The organism is Stenotrophomonas sp. STEN030 (assembly GCF_056759995.1).
The window spans coordinates 116169-141959 of sequence record NZ_JBRREB010000003.1 but is presented as its reverse complement, the minus strand read 5'-3'; the positions used below and the strand labels follow the sequence as shown (position 1 = coordinate 141959).

At 61.5% G+C, this 25791-nt stretch carries 17 protein-coding genes and 1 riboswitch; of the genes, 6 read left to right on the top strand and 11 right to left on the bottom strand.

Features of this window, described 5'->3' with window-relative positions; genetic code table 11:
* Positions 1–234: 234 nt before the first annotated feature.
* Positions 235–2736 (bottom strand): alpha/beta hydrolase family protein, encoded by a 2502-nt coding sequence (locus ACVOLR_RS01805; RefSeq protein WP_481534918.1) that lies wholly within the window; start codon positions 2734–2736, stop codon positions 235–237.
* A 116-nt stretch (positions 2737–2852) separates the two neighbouring features.
* Positions 2853–2971, top strand: a riboswitch (S-adenosyl-L-homocysteine riboswitch).
* 32 nt (positions 2972–3003) lie between these two features.
* Between ACVOLR_RS01805 and ahcY the strand changes: the two genes are divergently transcribed.
* The 4 genes from ahcY to ACVOLR_RS01785 all read left to right on the top strand — a co-directional run bounded on the left by ahcY (position 3004) and on the right by ACVOLR_RS01785 (position 6279).
* Complete coding sequence (gene ahcY, locus ACVOLR_RS01800; protein ID WP_481512150.1) at positions 3004–4449, top strand: adenosylhomocysteinase; 1446 nt, start codon at positions 3004–3006, stop codon at positions 4447–4449.
* Positions 4450–4679: 230 nt separating this feature from the next.
* Complete coding sequence (locus ACVOLR_RS01795) at positions 4680–5480, top strand: aminoglycoside adenylyltransferase family protein (protein ID WP_481534917.1); 801 nt, start codon at positions 4680–4682, stop codon at positions 5478–5480.
* Between the two features lie 61 nt (positions 5481–5541).
* Positions 5542–5757 carry a DUF4287 domain-containing protein gene (locus ACVOLR_RS01790; protein WP_481534916.1) on the top strand — a complete coding sequence of 72 codons (216 nt, stop codon included), beginning with the start codon at positions 5542–5544 and terminating at the stop codon, positions 5755–5757.
* Between the two features lie 66 nt (positions 5758–5823).
* Positions 5824–6279: a GyrI-like domain-containing protein gene (locus ACVOLR_RS01785; protein WP_481534915.1), complete on the top strand. Its 456-nt coding sequence runs from the start codon at positions 5824–5826 to the stop codon at positions 6277–6279.
* A 129-nt stretch (positions 6280–6408) separates the two neighbouring features.
* Here the strand turns inward: ACVOLR_RS01785 and ACVOLR_RS01780 are convergent, their stop codons facing one another.
* Positions 6409–7173, bottom strand: a complete 765-nt coding sequence (locus tag ACVOLR_RS01780) for an SDR family oxidoreductase (protein ID WP_481534914.1) — start codon at positions 7171–7173, stop codon at positions 6409–6411.
* A 141-nt stretch (positions 7174–7314) separates the two neighbouring features.
* On the opposite strand from ACVOLR_RS01780, the gene ACVOLR_RS01775 reads away from it, so the two are divergent.
* Entirely contained in the window at positions 7315–7677 is a 363-nt protein-coding gene (locus ACVOLR_RS01775; RefSeq protein WP_481534913.1) for a VOC family protein, read from the top strand.
* A gap of 321 nt (positions 7678–7998) precedes the next feature.
* Here the strand turns inward: ACVOLR_RS01775 and ACVOLR_RS01770 are convergent, their stop codons facing one another.
* The 6 genes from ACVOLR_RS01770 to ACVOLR_RS01745 form a co-directional block, all read right to left on the bottom strand.
* Positions 7999–8982 (bottom strand): T6SS immunity protein Tli4 family protein, encoded by a 984-nt coding sequence (locus ACVOLR_RS01770; RefSeq protein WP_481534912.1) that lies wholly within the window; start codon positions 8980–8982, stop codon positions 7999–8001.
* Between the two features lie 13 nt (positions 8983–8995).
* Positions 8996–10618 carry an esterase/lipase family protein gene (locus ACVOLR_RS01765; protein ID WP_481534911.1) on the bottom strand — a complete coding sequence of 541 codons (1623 nt, stop codon included), beginning with the start codon at positions 10616–10618 and terminating at the stop codon, positions 8996–8998.
* 3 nt (positions 10619–10621) lie between these two features.
* Complete coding sequence (locus ACVOLR_RS01760; RefSeq protein ID WP_481534910.1) at positions 10622–13519, bottom strand: type VI secretion system Vgr family protein; 2898 nt, start codon at positions 13517–13519, stop codon at positions 10622–10624.
* A gap of 518 nt (positions 13520–14037) precedes the next feature.
* Complete coding sequence (locus tag ACVOLR_RS01755; protein WP_481534909.1) at positions 14038–15417, bottom strand: hypothetical protein; 1380 nt, start codon at positions 15415–15417, stop codon at positions 14038–14040.
* A 3-nt stretch (positions 15418–15420) separates the two neighbouring features.
* Entirely contained in the window at positions 15421–18690 is a 3270-nt protein-coding gene (locus ACVOLR_RS01750) for a hypothetical protein (RefSeq protein ID WP_481534908.1), read from the bottom strand.
* A 42-nt stretch (positions 18691–18732) separates the two neighbouring features.
* On the bottom strand, positions 18733–21924 hold the full coding sequence (locus tag ACVOLR_RS01745; RefSeq protein ID WP_481534907.1) for a type VI secretion system Vgr family protein: 3192 nt from the start codon (positions 21922–21924) through the stop codon (positions 18733–18735).
* 449 nt (positions 21925–22373) lie between these two features.
* Here ACVOLR_RS01745 and ACVOLR_RS01740 point away from each other — a divergent pair, with 449 nt between their 5' ends.
* Positions 22374–22637: a hypothetical protein gene (locus tag ACVOLR_RS01740; protein WP_481517275.1), complete on the top strand. Its 264-nt coding sequence runs from the start codon at positions 22374–22376 to the stop codon at positions 22635–22637.
* Between the two features lie 275 nt (positions 22638–22912).
* Here ACVOLR_RS01740 and proP read toward each other — a convergent pair whose 3' ends face one another.
* From proP to ACVOLR_RS01725, 3 genes are all read right to left on the bottom strand, one after another.
* Positions 22913–24442: a glycine betaine/L-proline transporter ProP gene (proP, locus tag ACVOLR_RS01735; RefSeq protein ID WP_481534906.1), complete on the bottom strand. Its 1530-nt coding sequence runs from the start codon at positions 24440–24442 to the stop codon at positions 22913–22915.
* Between the two features lie 304 nt (positions 24443–24746).
* Positions 24747–25184, bottom strand: a complete 438-nt coding sequence (locus ACVOLR_RS01730; protein WP_481534905.1) for a ribosomal maturation YjgA family protein — start codon at positions 25182–25184, stop codon at positions 24747–24749.
* Positions 25168–25722, bottom strand: a complete 555-nt coding sequence (locus tag ACVOLR_RS01725; protein WP_481534904.1) for a DUF3228 family protein — start codon at positions 25720–25722, stop codon at positions 25168–25170. The genes ACVOLR_RS01730 and ACVOLR_RS01725 overlap by 17 nt, the downstream gene beginning before the upstream one ends.
* Between the last annotated feature and the right edge of the window lie 69 nt (positions 25723–25791).

Sequence of the window (25791 nt, the reverse complement as noted above, 5' to 3'; positions counted from 1 at the left end):
TTGTGCTCTCCGCGGCTGGGTTGTTGGTGGGGTTTGGCGTGTTGGCGTCGTCGGTCGTGTGCCGGCCCACTACATTGCTTCGTTCTTGCTCAAAGCCCCTCGCACGCTTGCGGGAGAGGGGTTGGGGTGAGGGCGGCTCTTTGCTTTGGCCTGTAAAGCCCCTGCCAAGCATGGCTCGGCACTACAGTGGCATTGCTTCCCCTGCACCGAAGGCGCAGGGGAAGCCACAGCACATCAGCGCTTCTTGCTCGCTTCGGCACCCAACCAACGGTCCAGCCAGTCTTCGCTTTCGGCCAGCATGGTCATGATCGATTCGCGTGCGCGGTAACCATGCGATTCGTTCGGCAGCATCACCAGCCGCGAGGTGCCGCCCAAACCCTTCACCGCAGCGAACATGCGCTCACTCTGGATCGGGAAGGTGCCGGAATTGTTGTCGTCCTCGCCATGAATGAACAGGATCGGATCCTTGATCTTGTCGGCGTAGTTGAACGGCGACATCTTCTGGTACACGTCCTGCGCCTGCCAGTAGTTGCGCTCCTCGGCCTGGAAGCCAAACGGCGTCAGCGTGCGGTTGTACGCACCCGAACGCGCGATGCCTGCCTTGAACAGACGTGTATGCGCGAGCAGGTTGGCGGTCATGAAGGCGCCATAGGAGTGGCCACCAACGGCAATGCGCTCACGGTCACCGACGCCACGCTTCACCACTTCATCCACTGCTGCCTGTGCGCTGGCAACCAGCTGCTGCACATAGGTGTCGTTCGGCTCGGTGTCACCCTCGCCGACGATCGGCATGGTCGGGTTGTTCAGCACAACATAACCCTTGGCCAGGAAGGCCTGCGGGCCCCAATAGCTGACGGCGTTGAAGCGGTACTTCGAGCCGCTGACCTGGCTGGCATCGGCGGCAGATTTGAACTCGGCCGGATAAGCCCACATCAGCAGCGGGCGCGGGCCATCCTTCTTCGGGTCGTAGCCCGGCGGCAGCAGCAGGTCGGCGGTAAGTTCAACACCGTCGGCACGCTTGTAACGGATCTGCTCCTTCTTCACTCCACGCAAAGCGGGCAGCGGATGGGCGAAGTGGGTCAGCTCGACCGGCTTGGCATCAGCAGCCAAGCCACGCGCATACAGATTGGCCGGCACGTCGTTGGATTCGCGATAGGTCAGGATGCGACCTGCTTCGCCTTCGATGATGCCCAGCGGCATTTCGTAATACGGCGCCTGCGAGTGGAACAGGCGCTCGCTCTTGCCACTGTCCAGGTCAACGCGATCCAGGAACGGGCGATCACCTTCGGCCGATGCGCCGTCACCAATGCGATAGAAGCCCTTGCCATCAGCGCTCAGCTGCAGGCGCGAACGGCCGCCGTCATCCATCTGCAGCAGGGGCTCGCCCGGATCGCTGTAGCGATCGTCTTCCGAACGCTGGACCAGCAGCGTTGCGGCCTGATCCAGGTGATCCGGAGCAATCTTCCACTGCTTCACCTGCCGGCTCTTCCACCAGTACTCATCCAGCAGCGCCAGCTCGCCATTGGCCCAGGTTGCGCCGGCATAACGCGAGCCCAGCTGTGCCAGCGTCACCGGCGGCTTCTCGAAGGGTGCCGCCTGCATCATCACCGCATCACGCACCTTGGCCTCGCGCGACGGATCACCGCCATCCTGTGCTTCAGCCCACACCAGCGCGGCCGGTGCATCGGCACGCCAGCTGATCGAACGCACGCCGGTCGGCACTGCATCGTTGCCGGTCGGCAAGCCATCCACCAGCGGCAGGCGCGCCACCGTGTGCACCAGCTTGCCCTGCGCATCCAGCACTTCGATATGGCGCGGGAAGCGGCTGACCGGCACCGCATAGGAGAACGGCCGCTGCACGCGCTGGCTCAACAGGTACTTGCCGTCCGGCGAGGCCGACAGGCCCAGATAGATACCCCCCGCGCCAACCGGCTTGCTGTCACCGCTGATCGACACCCGTACCGGCTGTGCCTGCATGTAGTACTCGAACAGACGGGCATCGTCTTCGTTCTTCAGTAGATCCTGGTAGGTACGCACGGTGCGCACGCCCTGCCCGGCCTCGGTCTGCTGCACGGCCGGCCCGGTCGGGACACCGTCGCCGTGCGGCGGCTCACCCTGCCCGGCGGGACGCTGCATGACCAGCAGCGCATCGCTGCCCGGCAGCCATGCATAGCCGTTGCCGACGATGCTGTTCAGGCGCTCGGCCACACGCCGCGCACTGGCGGTCTCCACATCTACCAACCACAGCTCGTTGCTGCCGGTGGCCGGATTCAGCTGGTTGAAGGCCAGGTATTTCTGGTCCGGCGACCATGCCAGCGAGGCCACCGACAGCGGCTGCGGCAAACCGGTGATCTGGCGCTCCTTGCCGTCGCTGGTGGAGGCCAGCCACAACTTGCTGCCGAACGAGAAGCGGCTGTCGGACACGGTCTTGGGATTGATCCGCAGGCCAGCCAGTTTCAGCTCCGGAGCCGCAACCTGGGCAATCGACGGCAGCGCCGGGGTCTGCAGCAGCGCAGTCAGATCGCGCTTGGGCGACAGGTACAGGCTGGGCGCGCGCGGGGCGTCCACCACAGCCTGCAGCGCGGCCGACGGCAGCCGGTAGCCCTCGCCCTGCTGGGCGCCCTTCTGCGGTGCAGGCGGGCTCAGTGCCATGACCGGCGGTACCGCCAGCAGCAGGCCGGCGCACAGCACCAGGGCGGCCGAAGCGCGGCGACGGCGGTGGGGAGACAGGTTCATGGCGCATTCCTATTGGACGGAAACAATCTCCCAACTTAACAATCCCTTGCGCTCATGGCCCCTGCCTTTGGTTGGGCCCGCGGCGCGGGCACGTCGCCGCGATATACTGAGCGGCCCGTTCCGAGGGGCGCTGCGACCGTTGGGTGGACCCGTCCACTACAGCCCGTGTTCTTGCACGGACTTCCCAAACGGCCAGGCTCGGACGGCTTTCACGCAACAACGGCGCCCGGCGAACGCGAGCCTGCTCGCACCACACCGGAGCTCTAAATGAACGCTGTTGCCACTACCTTCTCGCAGGAAGGTGATTACAAGATCCGCGATATCTCGCTGTCCGATTGGGGCCGCAAGGAACTGGACATCGCCGAGCACGAAATGCCGGGCCTGATGTCGATCCGTCGCAAGTACCAGGCCGAGCTGCCGCTGAAGGGCGTGCGCGTGACCGGCTCGCTGCACATGACCATCCAGACCGCGGTGCTGATCGAAACCCTGAAGGACATCGGCGCCGAAGTGCGTTGGGCCTCGTGCAACATCTTCTCGACCCAGGACCACGCTGCCGCCGCGATTGCCGCCACCGGCACGCCGGTATTCGCATGGAAGGGCGAGTCGCTGGAAGAATACTGGGACTGCACCCTGGACGCGCTGACCTTCACCCTGGCCGACGGCACCCTGACCGGTCCGGAGCTGGTGGTCGATGACGGCGGCGACGTCACCCTGCTGATCCACAAGGGCTATGAGCTCGAGAACGGCAGCAACTGGGTCAACGAGCCGGCTTCCTCGCACGAAGAACAGGTCATCAAGAACCTGCTCAAGCGCGTTGCAACCGAGCGCCCGGGTTACTGGGCCCGCGTGGTCAAGGATTGGAAGGGCGTCTCCGAAGAGACCACCACCGGCGTGCACCGCCTGTACCAGCTGGCCCAGGCCGGCACCCTGCTGATCCCGGCGATCAACGTCAACGACTCGGTCACCAAGAGCAAGTTCGACAACCTGTACGGCTGCCGCGAGTCGCTGGCCGATGGCCTGAAGCGCGCGATGGACGTGATGCTAGCCGGCAAGGTTGCCGTGGTCTGCGGCTACGGCGACGTCGGCAAGGGTTGCGCTGCTTCGCTGCGTGCCTACGGCGCGCGCGTGGTGGTCACCGAGATCGACCCGATCTGCGCCCTGCAGGCCGCAATGGAAGGCTTCGAGGTCAATACCATCGAATCCACCCTGGGCCGTGCCGACCTGTACGTCACCACCACCGGCAACAAGGACATCATCCGCATCGAGCACCTGAGCGCGATGAAGGACCAGGCCATCGTCTGCAACATTGGTCACTTCGACAATGAAATCCAGGTTGATGCACTGGTGGGCTACAAGGGCGTGCAGCACGTCAACATCAAGCCGCAGGTGGACAAGTACATCTTCCCGAACGGTAACGCGATCTTCCTGCTGGCCGAAGGCCGCCTGGTCAACCTCGGCTGCGCCACCGGCCACCCGAGCTTCGTGATGTCCAACTCGTTCGCCAACCAGACGCTCGCACAGATCGACTTGTGGGCGAACAAGGACAGCTACGAGAACAAGGTGTACCTGCTGCCGAAGAAGCTGGACGAAGAAGTTGCCCGTCTGCACCTGGAGAAGATCGGCGTCAAGCTGACCACCCTGAGCCAGGAACAGGCCGACTACATCGGCGTGCCGGTCGACGGCCCGTTCAAGCCGGACCACTACCGCTACTGATTTGCTTTGCCCCGCTTTGCTTTAGCCCCTCTCCCGCTTCTGCGGGAGAGGGGTTGGGGTGAGGGCAGCTCTAGCTGGTAAAGCCCCCTGCCGAGCATGGCTCGGCACTACAGCCGCTTCCCGCATGCGAGAACGGCTGGGATGAAGGCAAGCTTTGCAAAGAACGGGCGCCGCAAGGCGTCCGTTCTGTTTGCGGCACAATCGTCTCAACACGATTGCCTGCCGCCGCCATGACTGCACCTGTCCCCAACGCCATCACCGCACAACTCGCCCTCGCCTGCGACGTGATCCGGCAGCAGCTGGCAGCCAACCTGATCGCCATTTATCTGTACGGGTCCGCACTCGACGGTGGTTTGAAGCCACTCAGCGATATCGATCTACTGGTGATCGTGGCCCAGCATCCCGACACTGCCACCTTGCGACAACTGCAGCGCGAGCTGCTGGCCATCTCCGCGCCGCCCGGCCAACATCCAACACTGCGTGCACTGGAAGCGACGGTAATCACGCAAGCCGAAGTGAAGCCCTGGCGCCATCCAGCACGGCGCGAGCTGCAGTTCGGCGAATGGCTGCGACAGGACATCCTCGCCGACGTCTTGGAATCGCCCACGCCGGACCCCGACCTGGCAATCCTCCTGACCAAAGCCCGTCAGCACAGCATCGCCCTGTACGGCCCAGCCCTCACGGAACTACTTCCCTCCGTGCCCGAGCGCGACTTCCAGCGGGCACTGGCTGATACCCTGACGCTGTGGAACACCGCAGACGACTGGCACGGCGAGGAAGCAAACATCGTGCTCACATTGGCACGCATCTGGTACAGCGCACAGACCGGAAGCATCGCGCCGAAGGATGTCGCCGCGGAGTGGCTGCTGCAGCATCTGCCGGAGCAGCATCACGCCGTTATCAGGCAGGCACGGCAGGAGTATCTCGCGCCGACCGACAGCCCTCCCCTCTGGCCCGCCGCTCCACTGGCCGCTTTCATTCACACCGCCAAGGCGCGCATCACGGAGATCCTGCAGGCAGGCACCAGCTGAGTCGCCAACAAGCGACCTTTGCCGCATCATTGCCCAGCCTCCCTCCTTCCTGGAAACGCAGATGGCCAGCAACGAAAAAGCCCAAGGTCCGGCATCGTATTTCCCGTCCATCGAGAAGACTTACGGCAAACCGATAAAGCACTGGCTGCAGCAGCTGGAGACGGTCAAGGACAAGAAGCACATGGAACAGGTGGCCTTCCTGAAAGAACAACACGATATCGGCCACGGTCATGCCAACGCACTGGTCGCTTACCAGCGGGCGCTGAGCGGAAGCTGACAGGCGCGCACCAAGTTCCCCACGCGGCAGCAACATGCCAGCACCTCCCGGACAAGAACTCCCAACATGCAACCCACCCTCATCGAGCGCCCGGCCTTCAACGTCATCGGCATGGAAGCCATCTTCCGCGCAGGCGAAGATGGCTATGCCGAACTCTGGCAGCGCTTCATCCCGCGCGAGAATGAAGTCACCGGCAAGATCGATCCCGTCGTCAGCTACGGCGTCTGCATACCGCAGGCCGACGGCACGCTGCGCTACATCACGGGCTTCGAGGTGAGCGAGGAAGCGGTCATTCCGGAAGGCATGGTCCGCGTCCAGGTTCCCGCGCAACGCTATGCCGTTTATACCCACACTGGCACTGCGCAGCAGATCAGCGCAACATTCCAGGCAATCTACGACCACCTGCTGGCCGATCACGGGCTACAGGCAGAAGACGGCGTTGACCTGGAACGTTACGACGCGCGCTTTGACGATCCGTTCGATCCGGCAGCGCAGATGGAACTGCATATCCCGATCCATTGATCGGCAAGACAGGCAGCTTGCTCACCGACTCCTGTTCTGGGAGTGCGGGAGTTTCAGCAGCTACATGCACTCCGGCCAAGCAAAGCGAACAGGCGCCGCCCGGCGCCCGTTTCGCATGCGCCCCCGGCATCAACCGCGATGAATGGACACCCCACCATCCACCAGCATTGCCGCGCCGGTCATGAATGAAGACTGGTCCGAGGCCAGGAACATCGCCGCCGCCGCCAACTCACTTGGATCGGCAATTCGCTTCAGTGCATGCAACTGCGCCACCTGCGCCATCGCTTCCGCTGAGCCATTCATTTCATGCGCCATCGGTGTATCGGTGCCACCGGGCAACAAGGCATTCACCCGCAGCCCCTGCGGTCCGAACTCCGATGCCAATGCCTGAGTCAGCCCGATGATGCCGGACTTGCTGGCTGCATAGGCCGCAGCACCGGCGAAACCCACCGTATGCCCGACAAAGGTTGAAGTGAATATCAGGCTGCCACTGCCACCGCGCAGCATCGCCGGGACCTGATGCTTGGCGGCCAGGAACATCGCGGTGAGGTTGGTATCCAACGTGCGCTGCCAATCGACCAATGCCAGCCCGGGTGTCGGCCCCAATGGCCCCATCGTGCCGGCATTGTTGAAGGCCACGTCCAGTCGACCGAACCGGTCCAACGCCAAATCGACCAAGGCCCTTGCATAGGCCTCTTCGCAGACATCGCCCGGCAGACACACCGCAGTGCCGCCACTTCCGGCAATCTCCGCGACAAGCCAATCCAACTCGGCAGCGCGACGCGCTCCCAGCACAAGGGCCGCGCCTTCTGCGGCGAACAACACTGCTGCAGCACGGCCAATACCGGAACTGGCACCGGTGATGATCGCAACCTTTCCATGTAGCTGCTTCATGTAAGCTCCAATCGACAAGGGAGCTGCATGCTGCATCCATGACGGCGGCATTGCCCGCCAGATTCGGACACCAAAGCCGATGTCCAACAGCTGTAACTGGAGTCAACGCGCGATGGCTGATATCACGCCGCAGGAGATGAGATGAGCGACTTCACCGATGTGCGCTTTACCCTCGCCGTACAGGATCTGGCCAAGTCCACCGACTACTACGCTTCCGTGCTCGGCCTGCAGATGGATTTCACCGCGCCCGGCTGGAGCTTCATGTCACGCGGCAGCTTCCGGATAATGCTGGGCGAATGCATCGACGCAACGCCGCCGCATGCGCTTGGCGACCATTCCTGGTATGGCTACATAACCGTGGCAGACGCCAGCAGTCTGTTTGATGAGTACCAAGCGGCGGGCGCGGAATTCACCCAGCAGCTCACTGACAAGCCGTGGGGCATGCGTGAGTTCGGAGTGCGCACGATCGACGGCCACAGGATCATGTTTGGGCAGGAGCTTTGAAGGTTCGCCAGGATGCTGGGCGCTGGAGCACGCTTACCGGGGCTGTTGTAGGAGCGGCGTAAGCCGCGAAGCCAGTGCTTCGTCAGATTGCACAAATATCTGGAATTTCAACACCATCAGCTTCGCGGCTGACGCCGCTCCTACAAAAAAACAGATTGTGCGTGGCCGCTAACGCAGCTTGAACTGCCGAGAAAAAACCAAGACTGCTGTTGTGGGAGTGGCGTAAGCCGCGAAACTGGTACATCTGCAGATGGCACAATTACCTGCAAGCTCCAGCACCATCAGCTTCGCGGCTTACGCCGCTCCCACAAAGCAACCAGCTTAGATTGCCCCCGGGCGCAGGCGCAGGCTGCCCAGTACTTGATCCCACAGTCCCAGCGCCTGGGCATCATCGCGGAATGCCGGTGCATCGGCCTTCTCTTCGGTCAGCAGCTGCAGCGACAGGAACGGGAACTGCAAGGACTCCGCGCGCCCCTGCGATTCCCACAGGAAGGCATACATCTTGCCCCCGTCAGCTTCTGCATGGGCAAGAATCTCCTGCCCCTGGATCGGCCCTACGTTGCGTTCACCACGGCGCAGATTGCGCATCCGCGCTGCGGCGGCTGCGTACTCCGGCGGCAGGTCGGAGGCTCGCTGCAGCAAGGGCTTGTCCGGGTTTCCGGTGACATACGACATCAAGGTCATGCGCGCGCCCGGATGCGCACGCGGACGCAGGCCGATGGTCATCTCCTCGCTGTTGATACGATTGCCCGCAATGAAACCCGAGTCGACGCAGAATCCCGCGGTGGTCGGAATGGTATTGGGATCGCGATAGCTGATCCTCGGTCGCAAGGCGCGATAGTTTTCGATCGCGGCCGGTAACTTCGCGGCCTCGGTCTCGCCACTGACCAGGTATTGCACGTTGTGCGTTGGGTCCAGCACGTAAAGCTCCTGGCGATGACCGGCGCGGCTGCTCTCGCTGAGCCAGGACGTCACCAGCACCGCATCATCGTCAATACGCGTTTCGCTGACCGACATGGACTCACCCGCGCGATGCCGCGCGGCCTTCAGCGCAGCGGTGCGCGCAGCTACCCGCTGACGGAACGCCTCCGCAGATACACCGGTAGTCGTCTCCACCTTCTTGCGTGCATACACGTAACCGGGCTGGATCGAGGTCGCAGCAGGCACATCCAGCAGGAATCGGCCAACGCACAAAGTCTTCATTTCGCTTCCCTGTCGTTTCGGTGCCGCGCCGGCAACGCCGCCCGAGGCAAAGGTCAGTAGTACTGCAGCCAGCAAGCCATGCAACAGCGGTCGCCGCGTCATCGCATGCAACGCCTCACGCCCAGTCCGCGCTTTGCGCAAACCGCACCGCGGCGTAAAGGGTTGCCCAGCGGGTGCGCTCGTCGTTGTAGCTGCCTTGATGGTCATAGCCTTTTTTTCCTTTCAGCGCGTACTGCCCGGTGCCGAAACTGCCTTGGCGGAAACATCCCATGACCTCAGCTTTGGGGGCTGCACCTGAACACGCCGGGACTGTGCCATCACCGGGATCGGTGGGATCGGCAATCTCAAGTTTGATCACACCAACCGCATCCTGCAGTTTGATCTTGCCGTTGTGGTTGTCCGACACCGGCGTCACCGAATCCACGCCGGTCATGCTGCCACCGCTCCAGCCCAGGTCACCCCAGGCAAGCTGCTTGGCATCATCACCGTAGTGCGCGAAGGTCGGCTTGTGGTACTTGCGCTCGATGTCCTTGTGGAAGTCCCGCACACCTTCGATATTGATCTGGAAGCCGGTACGTGGCGTCAGCGCCGGGCCATCTTCCTCCTCGCGCGCCGAAGCCGCCGCCGGTGCCGGTGCGCTCGGATCGAGCAAACCGGTGTTGGCTTCGGGAACCAGCCCATACCATTTGGTGTTGAGGTAGATCTCGTTGTACGGATCCGCGCCAACCGGCAGCCGCGGGCCCTTGTCGCCCAGCTCCAGCCAGGCCTTGCCTTCGTTGTAATCCGCAGCGGGCAACAGCTCCAGGCCACCGGGTGATTTGGCGAGAATCGCCACCACTTCGCCGGCATCGCGGCCCAGGATGATGCTCGAAACACCGGTATAGCCTGCGCGGCAATGGTGATACGTAGCTGCTGCACCCGTCGCCGGCATCACCCCATGCGAGACGCCGAGCAACTTGCCATAGTTCGACACCTGTGACACCGCGCGCGCCACCAGGCCGCCCATGGAGTGGGTGACCAGCAATACCTTCTGCGCGTTGATACCGCGCGTGGCGTAATACGGCAGGATCACGCTGTCGATGCGCGCGACGATGTCCTGCGCCGACAGACGATTGCTCTGCAGCCAGTTGTAACCACCGGACCAAACTTCGAAGCGGTAGTGCGCGGCGTGCTTGGCCTGCTCCAGGGTAAGCGCGGCATTGCCGCCAACCACCTCGCCATACTCGGCCGGCGCGCGTGCGCCATCTTCGGCCCACCACGGCTGCAGCTTGCCCGCCGACATCAGGTCATTGAGCTTGCGCTGCATCTCCGCCATCACCGGGTTGTAGGCAGAGCGCATCAACTGGCCCCAACCACGTTCGCGCGCCAGCGTCTCGGGAATGGTCTTCTCCGCATCAAGTGGACCGCGGTCATCCACTTCCGATGTCAACGGATTCAACAAGCGTTGCCGCGTGGCAGCGCCACGGAACAGGAACACGAACATCTGCCCGATCGCCCCCAGTACCGCGCCGACACCGTCCGTGTTCGGTGGCCGCCATACCGGATCACCGGTGACCTTCGACTTCAGGTTGGTGCCCATGATGCCGGGCAGGAAGATCACCGGAATCACCGCATCGGTATCGGCCTCGACCACCTTGTCGCGTTTGTCCTTGACCTGGGTAAGCCGCGCACGTGCGACCGGCCGCCCATCCTCGTCCCAGTCTCCGCTGGGCAGCACAACATCCTGTTTCTCTTCCATGCGCTAGACCTTCCCCAGAATCTTGATGAGCACCTCATCGATACCCTGCCCGCTCTGCCGTGGCAGGCGCCCCTGTGCATCGGTGACCAGCTCGCTGCGGCCACCATCACCGCGGGTGAGCTGCACCCGCGTATTGGGCATGGGCTCGCCCGTGGCCCGGTGCCGCACCACGTAGACATCATCGAACTGCGGGTCTGGCCAGCTGTTCATTTCGGTGGACAGATGGGTGCCGCCAAGGAAGCTCTTCTTGCTCGCATGCACGGTGATCTTGCCCGGGCAGTTGAAGCTGATGTTGCCGCCTTCGATGGTGACGCTGGCGCCACCGGTGGTGGCGATGTGCAAGGTCTTGCCGGCAGTCAGTTCCACCACGCCCTGGGCGCTGGCTGCGCGCAGGGCCTGCTTTGATTGCATGCGCACTTCGTCGTGTTGCGCCTGCACGTTCAGTTCGTCGGTGCCGGCTACCACGCTCAATGCATTGCCGCCGTCGGCACCGCCTTCCACGGCAGTGGCCAACATGCCGATGGCCTGGCCTGCGTGCAGACGCGCGTCGCCCATCACCGCGGTATCGCTGTCACCGCCGCTGGCCAATAGCAGGCCTTCGCCAACCGACCAGTGCAGTGCCTGCCCAGCGACATGGACAATGCCAGCCGGCGCCGCGAATCCCAGCAGCGGATCGCCGCTATGCGGTACCCGGCCCTCACCGGCACTTGCCTGCCGCTGCTCGGCTTCGCTGCTGGCAGCTTGGTACTCCGTACCGGCAACCGTGGTTTTGGCGCTGGCCAACATCGCTGCCAGCGGCGCCTTGTCCGGCACGATGCTGGAGCGGTCCTTGCCGCGTGCGCCTTCCTTCATCGCCAACGCAGTGGTCAGATGCGTGCGCGCCGATTGATTGAAGCGTGTACTCAAGGCCTGCAACTGATTGAGCAGGGCCGCCGGTTGCACGGCTTCGCCCGCCGGACTGTTGCTGCGGTGCGCATAGGCACTGAACCAGCCGCCCGACGTTGTACGCACCGCGCCCCAGGCATCACTGCGCAGCTCGAAGCCGGTGCCGCGCAGGCTGCCAAGGAAGTTGTCGGCCTGATGGCGCAGATGGCCAAGACTCAACTGCGAGGTCTGCTGGCTGCTGGCCAGCTGCACGCGCAGTTGCTGGTCGGTGTCATCAAACAGCAGGTGATTGCTGCCTTCGCCGCCGTCCCACTCTCGGGAACGTATGCCCCATACCGCGCCCGCATTGCGGTGCGCATCGTCGCCGGCGCCTGCCGCATGCCAGGCCGGTGCATGGCCGCCACTGAGATTGCCCTGCGCACTGGCGGCGCCATCGCGCGCCTGTGCATAGGCGCTGTGATCGGCGTCGGCACTGGCACCAGCGGGGGTGGGCGCAACGCCCGCTTCGCCACGGCCGTTGTACAGCGCGCCCAATACGATGGGACGGTCGATATCACCCTCAAGGAAACCAACCAGCACCTCCTGGCCAATACGCGGCAGGAACTGCGCGCCAACACCGGGGCCCGCATAGCGCTGGGCTACCCGCAGCCAGGTGGTGTCGCCCTGCTCATCCTGGAAGTGGAAGCGCACCCGAATCCGGCCAAGGCTGTCGGCATGCACGTCCTTGCTGTTGCCGCCCTGTCCCGCGACGACCACTGCGGTCTGATAGCCCGGCACGGTCGGTCGTGGATTCAGTCGATGGCCGTTGCCATCCTCCAGCGCCGGTCGCCACGGCAAGCTCCGCTCGGTCGCCTTGAAGCGATTGGCATAGCCCACTTTCTCGGCCTGCTGCCACAGCCCGGCATCGATCCCGGCCATCGGCGTGCTACCCAAGGCATCGTCCATCGCCTTGCGTACATCAGTGGGCAGGTTGTTGATGCCCGCGTGCTCCACCTCCACCAGCAACAACTCGGGCGCGGTCGCAAACGGCGCCTGCTGCACCTCAAGCCAGGTGCCGGACTGGAAACCGCGCACCGTGCCCTGGCCCTGCCAGCTGCGGCCGTGGACTTCATGCGCCTGCGCATGCAAGCGCGCATACCAATCTGCCGCGCCGGCATTGTTGAATGCATATGCGCCAACGGCGTCATAGCTTTCACGCTTGGAGGCGTCACCGCCGCCGTCCAAAGGCAGCTGCGTGCTGATGCTGCGCACCTGACGGTAATCATCGCTGAGCAGGCTCAGGCTGGTGCTGCCCAAGCTGCGGCGTCGGCCCAGCGTCTGGATGCTGTCCGTGGATTCGGTGGCATCACTGCGGTGGAAGCGCACACCGGCAGCGGCGCTGCTGGCGTCCTGCGGCAGGTTCAGGCTGTCGGCAAAGATCTCCATGCCGTTGCCGCAAGCTGACTGCTCCTCGGCGTACAGGCGCCAACCCAGCCCTTCCTCGGCCAACAGCCGCTGCAGGAAATCCAGATCGCTCTCGCGGTACTGCACGCAATAGCTGCGCACGCGCGTAGCAATGAATTCATCGCAGCCTTCGGCCCAGCGCCAATTGGCCAGGTCCGGATAGTCGGCAAGCACGGCGTCGACGATCTCGCGCACGCTCTTGTCCTGGAACACACGGCTGTGCCGTGCATGCTGCAGCCACCAGGTCCACGACCGCAGCGACAGGCGATAGCGCACCAGTCCGCCATCACTGCCCATGCGCTGTGCGTGCGCGACCAGACCACTGCGTTGCTGCTCGCCACCATCGGCCATGCGCATCACCAGCACCGCCTGGGTGCCAAGCAGCGCATCCAGCGCAACGCCTTGATCGGTGGACAGCACATCCACATCCGTCTGCGCATGCGCAGACAGGCCATCGCGGCCCCACCAGCGTTCGACCATGCCCCCGCCAAATCCCGAGCATCGCCATTGATACTGACGCTGTGCATCACTCGGCGCAGCCACCTGCGCCATCAGGCTATTCAGCTTATCCATGCCAACCCAATGCAATTCCCGCCCACCATTCAGCAGACGCAATAGGATCCCCCAAGACCGAATCTATCAGAACTTTCCTATAGCCCGCGTTACGGGTTGGAGGGGTCGGATTGGTGGGAACAGCTTGGAAATTGGCTCAAATTGCGGGCTTTGCGAATGCTTGCGTGAAGACACCAGACCTATTCACAAATGTGTAGACCTTCAGCGGATCGCGCGTAGAGAGACTGGTGTCACGGTTCTTCGATTTCGCCGGGCGCGCCTCAAAACACTTCTGCGATCTGCTCATTGCCGGCTCATGCACACCTGCCCTAGCGCTCTTCATGATTTCACCAGGTTGGAACGATGTTCCAGTGACGTCCTTGTTATCGCCTGCGCAACACCGCGCTTGGGCCCCTCCCCTTGCGCAGCAGGGGGAGGTTGGGAGGGGGCTGCTGCAGGCGTGCACAGCCTCGAAAGCACCCCTCCCCAGCCCTCCCCTTCGCTACGCGAAAGGGAGGGAGCAGAGCTGCTGCCTCCGTCTACTCTGGCGAAACAGTCTGCTTGCCCAATAGGCGCTCGTAATCCGGCATCTCCGGATTCGTGTGGCGCAAGTGCAGGTTGTGCAGGATGGCGTCGAAACGCTTTTCACTTTCCTCAAGCGGCGGCGGTTGCTGCTTCAGCTGCGGATAGGTCTGTTGCGACCAACCCTGCATCGTCATCGAAACGAAGGGCATTGCTTGAACGCCTTCAATCCCCGGCATGCCTGCATACAACTGGTAAGTGCGCACAGTGGGATCGCGCTTGGTATCGCCTTCGCGGGTGATCGCGATACCAGTTTTATCGAAGCTCAACCCGCCGGCTAGAATTCCGCCTGGTTTGACAACATCGCGTCGCTGCACGTCATCTGCCGGCATTGTCAGCAGTACACCTGGATAGGCCAGGACCTGCCTCCAGTTGGAGATGGGTTGCTTGGCGATGCCTTCGCCTTGCTCTGGTGCCGGCCGGTAACCGGTATCGATGCTGTAGGCGACATTGGGCCGGTCCACGTAACGGAACGAGGCGTGCGCGTGATAATCGGTGGTGCCGTCGTCGGCGAAGAACAGGCCGGGGAAACAAACACCGGGCTCGTCTGGTACTTCGCCGGGCGCGCGCAGCCGCATGCGCTTGATGTCGCGGCGGATCTTGGCCATGGCCTCCTCTCGGAGCGGATTGCCCTCCTCGGAGTTCACATAGGCCACCAACGAAATGACGTTGCCACCCAGTAGGGTGCGTACTGCCAATCGACCTGTGCCGCTTTCTGTTGCAAGTTCACCGGGAAAACCGAAGTTGTGGATGCGTCGGTTGCGGGCGATTTTCAGTTTTTCTTTGGCCTCTCGCACTGACCTCTCATAGCTTCTAAGTACTCCCTCTTGCTCCCCCCTTGCTCGGGCCGCCTCCAACTCTGCCTCATCCTCTGCAACTCCTCTGGTCCAGGCGGCAACGCTCGCACCGCGATCTGCAAACTGATAGCGGTCACGATGCATCTCCATCACTTCTTCCGTCGCGGGTTGCGACACCATCACCCGCATTACTCCGTAGCCCATGCGTTCACGACGATCGCCGGGCACGCCGTCCGCGAATAAAGGGGGCTCGTTGTCCTCCACCTTGCGCAGCGGATCCAGCGCCCATTCGATCGCGCCATCCACCTCGAATACCAGCCGCCCCAAACATTCGCGGGTAGAGCCTGGCGTCCAGGTTGGCCTGAAATCGCGCGTTGTCTGCAAACGTGGGATATGCTGCTGCAGACGTTCTTCAACCAAAGACCCAGAGTTAGGAACCGACGGCGGGGTTGACGCATCACATGCGACAGGGCCTACCAGAAGTGTCGAAACAAGTACCAGTGTCCGTCCTGTTTCCATGTGTTTTTTCATCGCGTTCATGCCTCAAGCTTGAGTTGGATCTGGCACGGCTTCAACCTGAGCGATCTGTACTTCATCATGCTGGACCTGTTCTTTATCAAGATTGGCCAGAATCGATAGCGCAAAACCCGTGTTATTACTTTCTTTAGCCAACCAGCCCACCGGCAAAGCGCAGATAAAGCCCCGCACACCCACCGGCACACTTTCTGGCGCCACACCAGACACGCCTTGCGGGCGGGCTTTGGCGTCATAGCCAATCTCCCAGATCAGGTGCCCGTCGTCATCGGCTCGTTTCGCTTCACGCCAGAACAGTGGATCAAATGGCATACGGAACTTCAGCTTGCCACGATTCTCCCCATTCGAACTTCCCTTCGGCACATCCTCGGGCTCTGGATAACGCCATGTGGGCCAAAGCGCTGCGTTCAGATTCATTGCATTCGCAGGACCATCGCAAACAATACTTGCGGGTGTACTTCTAGGCACAAAGGCAAAGGCAGCATCATAAGCACCCGCGTTATCAATGGCCTGTTCTCGTATCAAACGAATAGTGCTATTTGCCGCAGGCTGCGCGAGGACTTCAGCTCCAAGAAGATTGTCAGCTGATCTCTGGTTTCCCTCACTTTTCCCACCGAAAATGTTCCGCCACAGAGACTTTCTGAACTCATGCACGCGCGCAGAAACCCTCGACGTACGCACCCCGTCCAGCTTCACCGTCACCTGCGGACCACCAGCCACAATGACCGCCAGTTCCGAATCTCGCATTCCCAACATGCTGCGATCATTGATGTTGGCACTACCAAGAACAGCCACGTTGTCATCGGCAATCAGCAATTTGCTATGCACATAGATCTGTTCGGTTACCGGTCGTCCGCTGGCCATGACCGCATGATTACGTAGATTCAGCAAGGTCACGTAGTTCGGCCACCGCTTTCCGGCATTCTGCTCCAGAAGTTCTTCCAACAACATCTCCTGTGCCTTCTTCAGCGCCTCCTCCTCGCTCAGTCCGCCGTGCTCTTGCTCATACCGTGCAACCAACGCACGACGCACGCAATTGACCAAGCTCTGGGTGCCATGCACCAGTGACTGCATGGTCAAATCCACCTGGCGCATAAGGGTTATCTGGTCAAGCATGCCTTCCGGGTGCACTGGCACCACCAGATAAACGTGGAACGGATTGCCTTCGTTGATAGCACGTTCGACGCGCCGCGCCAGAGCCTTGTTGATCGGGTTGAGCAACTTCGACTGGTATAGCGGTTTCGGTTGCGGGTTCTGCCGACTCGGTTTCTCCTTGCCCGCGTGCTCCATCACATCGACCGTAGTGATGGTCTCGTGATTGCTGAGGATACGTCGCACCGCGCGCTCGAACGCCTGGTAGTCATCATCAAGCAGTACTTTACCGGTGTTCTGCCACTTCACCGTGGCCGGGTTGATGGTGTTGATCGGCACATCCTTGATGCCCAACAATTCCGCGTACTTGTCGTAGCCTTCCAGTCCGCGGATGGAAACCATCGCGCCCGCTGGCCCTGACAGCAGCTTGTCAGGCTCGTAGTCATCCACAAAGCCGGCGTTGTCACTCTGAAAAAACTGGCCTTCGATGTAGATGAATTGCTGGGCACCATGAATCGCCTTCAGCATGGCCTTGAGGCAGTTGTTCTGGGCGGGCAGCTTTTCCTGTTTGGCGCCTGCGGCATGCTCTGCCCGCAACAATTCTTTTGGCGCGCTACGCAGCACCTGCACCCAACAGCTTTTATTGGCAGCCGCACCCGCGGTCACCTGCTTTGATCTGTGCTGCGGTTCGATATTGGCTACGTTCGCCCGCGAAGGTGTAACCACATTGAACAGCAGCAAGAAGTAGCGCACCAACGGCTGGTGGCGATTGGCGGAGTACGTGCCCCGATACGCTTGCGCGACCGCATTCCAACGCTGGGTGAAGTTCCGGCTGAGATCGTGAACTGCCGGCCCTTCGATGCCGCAATGCACGTCATGCCAAGGCTGCCGAGGTTGGCGTTCCGGATCGACCATGCGGGTCTGCCCAGGATGCTGCTGGACTGGCTCGTCAAACAAACGGTCATAGCGATGGAAGGCACCAATCCGTTCACTGGAAAGGCTGACCAGCACGCCCACCAAGGCGTTTGTCGCTTCCGCGACCAGAGCGAATATTTCCTTCTTGTATGGAAGCTGGGATACGTCAACCCCGAGCAAAAGATCCCACATCAGGTCAACGCCCTGCCTGAACTCCTGCCCCCCGGCTTCCCAAAGATTGCGGATCTCACGGCGCTGGGCGGATGGCACTCGATCCCATAACCACTGCTGGGCTTCGACTGCTTTAGCTTCACCGTACTCCAGTGCCTTGGTGCCTGTACCTTCCAGCGGATTATGACGATCGACGAGGTCCTTGAAGTCATCGCGGCGATCATCCATCCAGCCGCTAATGCTTCTACTGAAATCAACCGTACGGGCAAAGATGCCTTTGTAGCCGTCCGCAGGACTGAACGGAAATGCTACCACCTGCCTCGCACCGGGCGGCAGCAGACCAGTGATCAGCAGCTGTATCAGCGGCATGCTGTCTCGTAGCTCCATCGCCGTTGGCTCTTTGATGGGCGGAACATTCGGCGAGTAGTATTCGCCCAAGGTCCGTCCTTCAGCCAGAAGGCTGTAGGAGCCAGTCTCACGCCTGCCGTAGGCCAGGTCGATACCACCGACGTAGGCCTTCTTGTTATCCACTATCACCAGCTTCTGGTGATGAGAGAAGAACGCGTTCAAGCTGGTCATATCACTCTGACCGACCGCAGGCATGCAAAATGCACGCCCCTTCCTGGGCTGATTGGTCAGGCCCTTTCCGCCATTGAGATGGAACACCGCCATCATCGTGTGCAGATATCCGGTATCTATCGGCCCCGGCGGCGCCAACCATGGCATCACATAGACCGTTGCACCATTTTCCACAGCCTTGTCCAGACAGGACAGCAACGTACTGCCGTCGCCCATCTGGACTGCGTAATTGATCTGCCAGCCCGCAATGAAAACGCCCTCTTGGGCGTTGCTGATCTCACGAGCCACGCGCTTGAAGTAGCTGTCACCACAGACAAAGAACTCGACATCATGACCCGGCAGCGGCTGCCCAAATACCTCGGACCATTCGGGGACAGCAGGGTCGAGCACAACACTTTGGCCTTCGAATGCCTCGCCCAACTTGTCGTCAGTGTTGGTCAAAAACCAGCCAGGCTGCTCGAAGGCGCGTTGCGCCTTACCACTGCCATCAACAATCTGAGTTACCGTCCTTGCACCTGTCATGAGTCCGTTCCTTGCGCCAACGCGCCGTAATTGCGTGGCAATTCAACGCTTGATGAGATCTTTCAGCTTTGTCGACGTGCCACTTTGATCGAACCGCTCGAGCGCGCTCCTTGCATAGTCCATTTCGCCCTGCTGCCGTATGCCGACCATGTCGGTGCGCACAACCGAGGTAAAACCTGCGGCGCCAAGTTCCATGCGCAGGCGCTGGTCGTCATCCCAATCGCCGTTGTCGCGCGCAACATTGATCTGCACCGAATGCCCCGGATACAGCAACCAAAGCTGGCTGGGGGTACTGGCGTACTCACGCGCCAACAACTCCTGCTGCTCGCCATCCAGTACTACGTGCCCGTCCGCGTCCGTTACACCATTCAGTAGCACCCGCTTTGCATCGCGCAGCACGGCGCCGGCCGGCTTACCGCGATTCTTGATGATCTTCCAGGACGTCTCCGCCAACGGATTGCCGGTCGGGCCAGGCATGTCCTGCAACCAGAAATCGAAATCCATGGGCTCAGGCGCGAAGCTTGGAACTGGGAACGTAGGTAGCTCCCGTGCCAGTTCAGCCGGCCCCACAAACGACTTCTTGCTCGCATGCACGGTAATCGTGCCCGGGCAGTTGAACGTGATGTTCCCGCCCTCGATGGTCACGCTGGCGCCACCGGTCGTAGCGATGTGAATCGTCTTACCCGCGGCAAGCTCCACCACGCCCTGCGCGTTCGCAACGCGTAGTGCCTGCTTTGACTGCAGTCGCACTTCGTCGTTCTGGGCCTGCACATTCAACTCACCGGTACCGGCAACCACGCTCAATGCGTTGCCATCGCCTGCGCCGCCTTCAATCGCACACGCCAGCATGCCGATGGCCTGCCCGGCATGCAGACGCGCATTGCCCATCACCGCGGTATCGCTATCTCCGCCACTGGCCAGCAGCAGGCCTTCGCCTACCGACCAGTGCAATGCCTGCCCTGCGACGTGCACGATGCCTGCTGGCGCGGCAAAGCCCAGCAGCGGGTCGCCGCTGTGGGGGACGCGGTCATTCCCCGCTGTTGCCTTGCGCTGCGCAGCTTCGCCGCTTGCAGCATCGAACTCAGCGCCTGCGACCGTGGTCTTGGCGCTGGCCAGCATTGCAGCCAGCGGTGCATGATCCGGCGCGATGCTGGAGCTGCCCTTGCTGAGTGCGCCTTCCTTCATTACCAACGTGCTGGTCAGGTGGGTGCGTGCGGCTTGGCTGAAGCGGGTGCTCAGGCTTTGCAGCTGGTTGAGCAAGGCCGCTGGTTGCACCACTTCGCCGGCAGGGCTGCTGCTGCGATGCGCATAGGCGCTGAACCACGCACCGGAGCTTGCCCGTACTGCGCCCCACGCGTCGCTGCGCAGTTCAAAGCCGGTGCCGCGCAGGCTGCCAAGGAAGTTGTCGGCTTGGTGGCGCAGATGACCGAGGCTCAGCTGCGAGGTCTGTTGGCTGCTGGCCAGTTGCACGCGCAGCTGTTGGTCGCTGTCGTCGAACAGCAGGTGATTGCTGCCTTGGCCGCCTTCCCATTCGCGTGAGCGGATGCCCCAGACTGCGCCGGGATTGCGATGTGCTTCGTCGCCTGCGCCCGCTGCGTGCCAAGCAGGGGCGTGGCCGCCACTCAGGTTGGCTTGTGCGCTGGCGGCGCCATCGCGGGCCTGTGCGTAGGCGCAGCGGTCGCCACTGGCGCTGGCGCCAGCGGGTGTGGGTGCAATGCCGGCTTCACCGCGGCCGTTGTAAAGCGCGCCCAGGACGATGGGCCGATCGATATCGCCATCGAGGAAGCCAACCAGCACTTCCTGGCCTATGCGCGGCAGGAACTGTGCGCCCACGCCGGGGCCGGCGTAACGCTGTGCGACGCGCAGCCAAGTGGTGTCGGCTTCGCCATTCTGGAAATGGAAGCAGACGCGGATGCGGCCCATGCTATCTGCATGGACGTCCTGGCCCTTGCCGCCATGCGAAGCCACCACGCGTGCGGTCTGGTAGCCCGGCGCAGTCGGGCGCGGGTTCAAGCGCTGCCCGGTGCCATCCACCAATGCAGGCCGCCATGGCATTGCACGCTCGGTTGCCTTGAAGCGGTTGGCATAGCCCAATTTCTCAGCCTGCTGCCATAGCGCTGCGTCGGCTGTGCCGATGGGCGCTTTGCCTAGCGCGTCGTCCATTGCCTGGCGAACATCGGTGGGCAGGTTGTTGATGCCGGCGTGTTCCACTTCGGTCAGCAACAACTCTGGTGCTGAGCTGAACGGGGCCTGCATTACCTGTAGCCAGGTACCGGATTGAAAACCACGAACGGTGCCTTGCCCAAGCCACGTACGGCTGTGCACTTCATGCGACTGCGCTTGCAGCTTGGCGTACCACGCTGCCGTGGCGGCGTTGCTGAAAGCGTAGGCACCGACCGAATCGTAGCTCTCGCGCTGCGATTGCTCGCCGCCGCCATCCATCGGCAATTGCGCCGTGATGCCACGCACCGAGCGGTAATCGTCGCTGAGCAAGCTGATGTGGGTGCTGCCCAATGCACGGCTTCTACCCAGTGTCTGGATGCTGTCACTGGACTCGGTGGCATCACTGCGATGGAAGCGCACGCCAACCTTGGCGCTGGCCGCATCCTCGGGTAGCGCCTGGCTGTCGGCGAAGATCTCCATGCTGTTACCGCACGGTGCTTGCTCGTCCTGGTACAGCCGCCAGCCCAAGCCTTCCTCGGCCAGCAGCCGTTGCAGGAAATCGAGGTCACTTTCACGGTACTGCACGCAATAGCTACGCACGCGCGTGCCAATGAACTCATCGCAGCCTTCGGCCCAGCGCCAGTTGGCCAGATCCGGATAATCCTGCAGCACAGCGTCCACAATCTGCCGCACATTGCTGTCCTGGAAAACCCGGCTATGGCGCGCGTGCTGCAACCACCAGGTCCAGGAGTGCAGTGAAAGGCGGTAACGCACCAGCCCACCATCACTGCCCATGCGTTGCGCAGAAGCAATCAAACCACTGCGGCGCTGTTCGCCACCGTCCGCAGTGCGGATCAGCAACGCTGCCTGCTTGGTGAGCAATGCATCCAGGTCGATGTGTTGATCGGTGGAAAGTACGTCCACTTCGGTCGATGCATGCGCGGACAGCGCATCACGCCCCCACCAGCGCTCGACCACGTTGCTGCCAAATTCGGCGCACTGCAATTGGTACTGACGCTGCGCATTGCCCAGCACAGCGACCTGTGCTAGAAGGTTATTCAGCTTATCCATGCCTATTCCAGATGTGATGACCGTCTGCAATCTGCAGACACCAATCGGATTCCTTTCGCGGAATTTACCAGAAGTCGTCGCAATGGGTTTTCACAACTGCAGCATTGCGCCTTGAACAAAGCGCATGAAGCCGCGCACAGCAACTGTCCGTTTGCATGCGCGAAACTGTGTTGTTTCAGCGCTTACTGCTTGCGTTGCTACGTCAGACAGCTGATTCAACAGCCGCGTTGTCCGGCCTTGAAGCTATTGATAATCGAGATTCTTCTTGAATGTCCGAACATGCGGCGAATTTGCCGACAGGCTCGCAGGCCGGACAGCGCTACAGCGCAGATAACGCAGTGCCAGCCCATTTGAGCGATGATCGGTCACCGCGTATCCGGATTCAGCCGTACCCAGCACTTCACCTACCCGCGTTGCCCTGCACTACCACCGAGCCAAGGACCCGCCACATGCAGTGGATTGATGATCTTGAAGTGGATGCCTGGAATACCGTGATTGAAGAACTTGTCTGGCACCTGCGCAACGGCCGCACGCCAACTGCGATCACCCGCCAGCTATTGCCTGATCGGGGAATTGAGTTCCGCTTCAACGGCGTGGACCCGGCGTTTCTGCCGGTGCCGGACGAAGCCTTTGAAACGCACTGGAAGGACGCCATCGCTATCATCGCGCGCTTCCCGCAGCTCAACGCGCTGCGCTTTCGGTGCAACGTTTGATCTGCGTTCCTGATCAGCGCGAAGGATTGATAGCGGAAATGACGTAGCCCGGGTAAGGGCTACGACTGCAAACCAGAGATGCCTGCGCGTTGAGTTTCTTGCGAAGAACACCCCTCCCCAACCCTCCCCTTCGCTACGCGAAAGGGAGGGGGCGAAGCGGTAGTGCCGAGCCATGCTCGGCAGAGGCTTTCCTGGTAGAGCCCCAGCCGAGCATGGCTCGGCTCTAAACAGTCAAACGCCGCCCCCTGCACCTTCGGTGCAAGGGAGAGAGCTTGTCAGACAAGGTCTGGATGACGATCGATCAAGGCCTGCTTGCGCCGCTCAAGGTCGGCGAGCTTGTCCTGCATGTCGTTGATCTCAACATCCAGGCCATCAACGCTGGCTTCGATATGGTCGTACTGCTCCTGCAGCAGCTCGCGCGCTTCGCGGCGGCTGCCCGCATTTGGCGTATCGCCACGCATCGGCTTGTTGGCCGTCTCATGCATGAAGTACGCGGTTACCAGACCAATCAGCGCCACTACCATCAGGTAGTAGGCCGGCATCATCAGGTCGCCGGTGGTTTCCACCAGCCACGCGGCAAGCGTCGGAGTGACACCGGCAATGATCACCGAGATGTTGAACGCACTGGCCAGTGCGCTGTAGCGCACACGCGTTGGGAACATCGCCGGCAGGGTTGAGGCCATCACACCGATCAGGCAGTTCAACAACACCGCCAGCAACAGCAGGCCAACGAAGATCCAACCGGTATTGCCGCTGGTGATCAGATGGAACGCCGGGATCGCAGCAATCAGCAAACCAAGACTACCCGCGGCGATGAACGGCCGGCGGCCAATACGGTCGCTGGCCATGCCGACAAACGGCTGCACGAACAGCATGCCCACCATCACCACGATGATGATCAACACACCATGATCTTCCGAGTAATGCAGGTTATGCGACAGGTAGGTTGGCATGTACGTCAGCAACATGTAGTAGGTGACGTTGGTGACCAGCACGATACCCACACAGACCAGCAGCGAACGCCAATACTTGGTCACGATCTCCTTGAAGGAGATCCGCGGCGCGCTGCCGACGGCGTCCTGATCCTCTTTCTCCATGCGCTCCAGCTGCTCGGTGAAAGCCGGCGTTTCCTCCGCTGCGTGGCGCAGGTACAGGCCAATCAAGCCCAGCGGCGCAGCGAGGAAGAACGGGATACGCCAGCCCCACTCAAGGAACTGCGCTTCGCCAACGATGCTGCTCAGCAATACCACCACGCCGGCACCGGAAACAAAGCCAATGATCGAGCCGAAGTCCAACCAGCTGCTGAGGAAGCCACGTCGCCGGTCCGGTGCGAACTCGGCAACGAACACCGCAGCACCGGTGTACTCGCCACCAACGGAGAAACCCTGCGCCAACTTGCACAGCAGCAACAGGATCGGCGCGAGTATGCCGATGCTTTCATACGATGGAATCAAACCGATGCAGAAGGTACTGACTGCCATCAGGATGATGGTTGCCGACAGCACTTTCTGCCGGCCGAATTTGTCCCCCATGACCCCAAAAAACACGCCGCCCAGCGGACGCACAAGGAACGGCACCGAGAACGTTGCAAGCGCGGCGATGGTCTGCACGCTGGGCGACGCTTCCGGGAAAAACACCTTGCCCAAGGCATAGGCGACAAAGCCGTACACACCAAAGTCGAACCATTCCATCGCGTTACCCAACGCGGCGGCGGTGACTGCTTTTTTTACTTTTGCCTTATCGATGACGGTGATGTCTTCGATTTGCAGCGGCTCATTGCGGATAGTGGATTCACCTGTAGACATGACAGGACCAGTCCTCCCGTTACTGAGTTGATTGCGTGCTTGGCCTTGGCTTACATGAGTTCGCGCAGGCCGTAATGCGCACGAAGGAATGCCCCGCGGCAAGGCCACGGGAACGGTCGGGGACAGAAAAAACCGGGATCATCCCGGTAAAGGCGCAGTGCCGGCTGTCCAAGCATCAACAGGCAGGGTGCCTGTGCGTAATCGCTGAATGATGCTGAGCCGGAGCATTCTACGCGAACAGCTGTTAAGGCATGTTAAAGCCGCGTCCACAGCACATTCGTGCAGACGCGCAATACAGCATGCTTCAGCGATGAATACGGACTAATGCGCGAGTTAGCAGCACGATAAGCCCTGTTGCTGCACAGCCAACTGCGTAACAAATAATGTCGCCCCACGAAAACGTATTGCCTATCACCGTGTACATGACATCGCCACGCACGTAGCCAAGCCGTTCGGCCACATGGAAGTACTGCGCAAACTCGATGCCACAAGCGAACACGAACACAAACAGCAGGACCAGGTAATCATTGATGCGAAACACGCTGCGGATCATTGCGTAAAGCAGGATCACCACCAGCACATCGCCGAGATAGGCTCGTATCCACGACACATGCGGCAGGCGTGTGGCGATGATCACTTCGACAACGAATACCAGAACCGCCAACAGCACATGCCGGCCACTGATTGCGAACAGACCGCTTCGCTTCGCGGTGAGCGGCAGAGAATCAGCGCCAGTTTGCATTGGCACCCCAGAACTCAACAGCACGCGCGTAAGCGGTACGGTCAATCGGCACACCGGAGCCACCTTCTTCAACGCCCAAAGCATTGCGCATCATGGTGATGGGCGCCATCGGGATTTCTTCAGCCGTTGCGGTATACAGACAACCGACCACGCCCCAGTCGGCTTCGATCGGCGAGCCTTCCTTCTCCAGCTGTTCGCGGCTGTAGAGGATGACCACCAGATACTCGGCCACGGCCGGCTCAACGCCTTCAAACCAGCGCACCAGCACCGGCAACTCCTCGCGGCTGCGTGCCTCATAGCCCGAACGCAGCAAGTGCCGGTTCTGTTCGGTGACCGCTACGGTCAGGCAACGGGTGCTGGTCCAGTTCCTGTAGACATGCAGCTTGCAGAACGGCGCATAGCCATCGAGTACCTTGTCGGCAGCATGCGTATTCAAATACTGCTCGAACTCCTCGGCACTGCAGTCCTGAATGGTATTGGCGCGCGGCGTGCGCGGAAACAAACGGGTACGTGCAAACGGCGTCAGGTAGATGGACATCATCGCTTCCAGCAAAGGAGGGCGACATTGTCGGCGATCGGTGCGAAGACCGGAACCGCGGCGTCTACG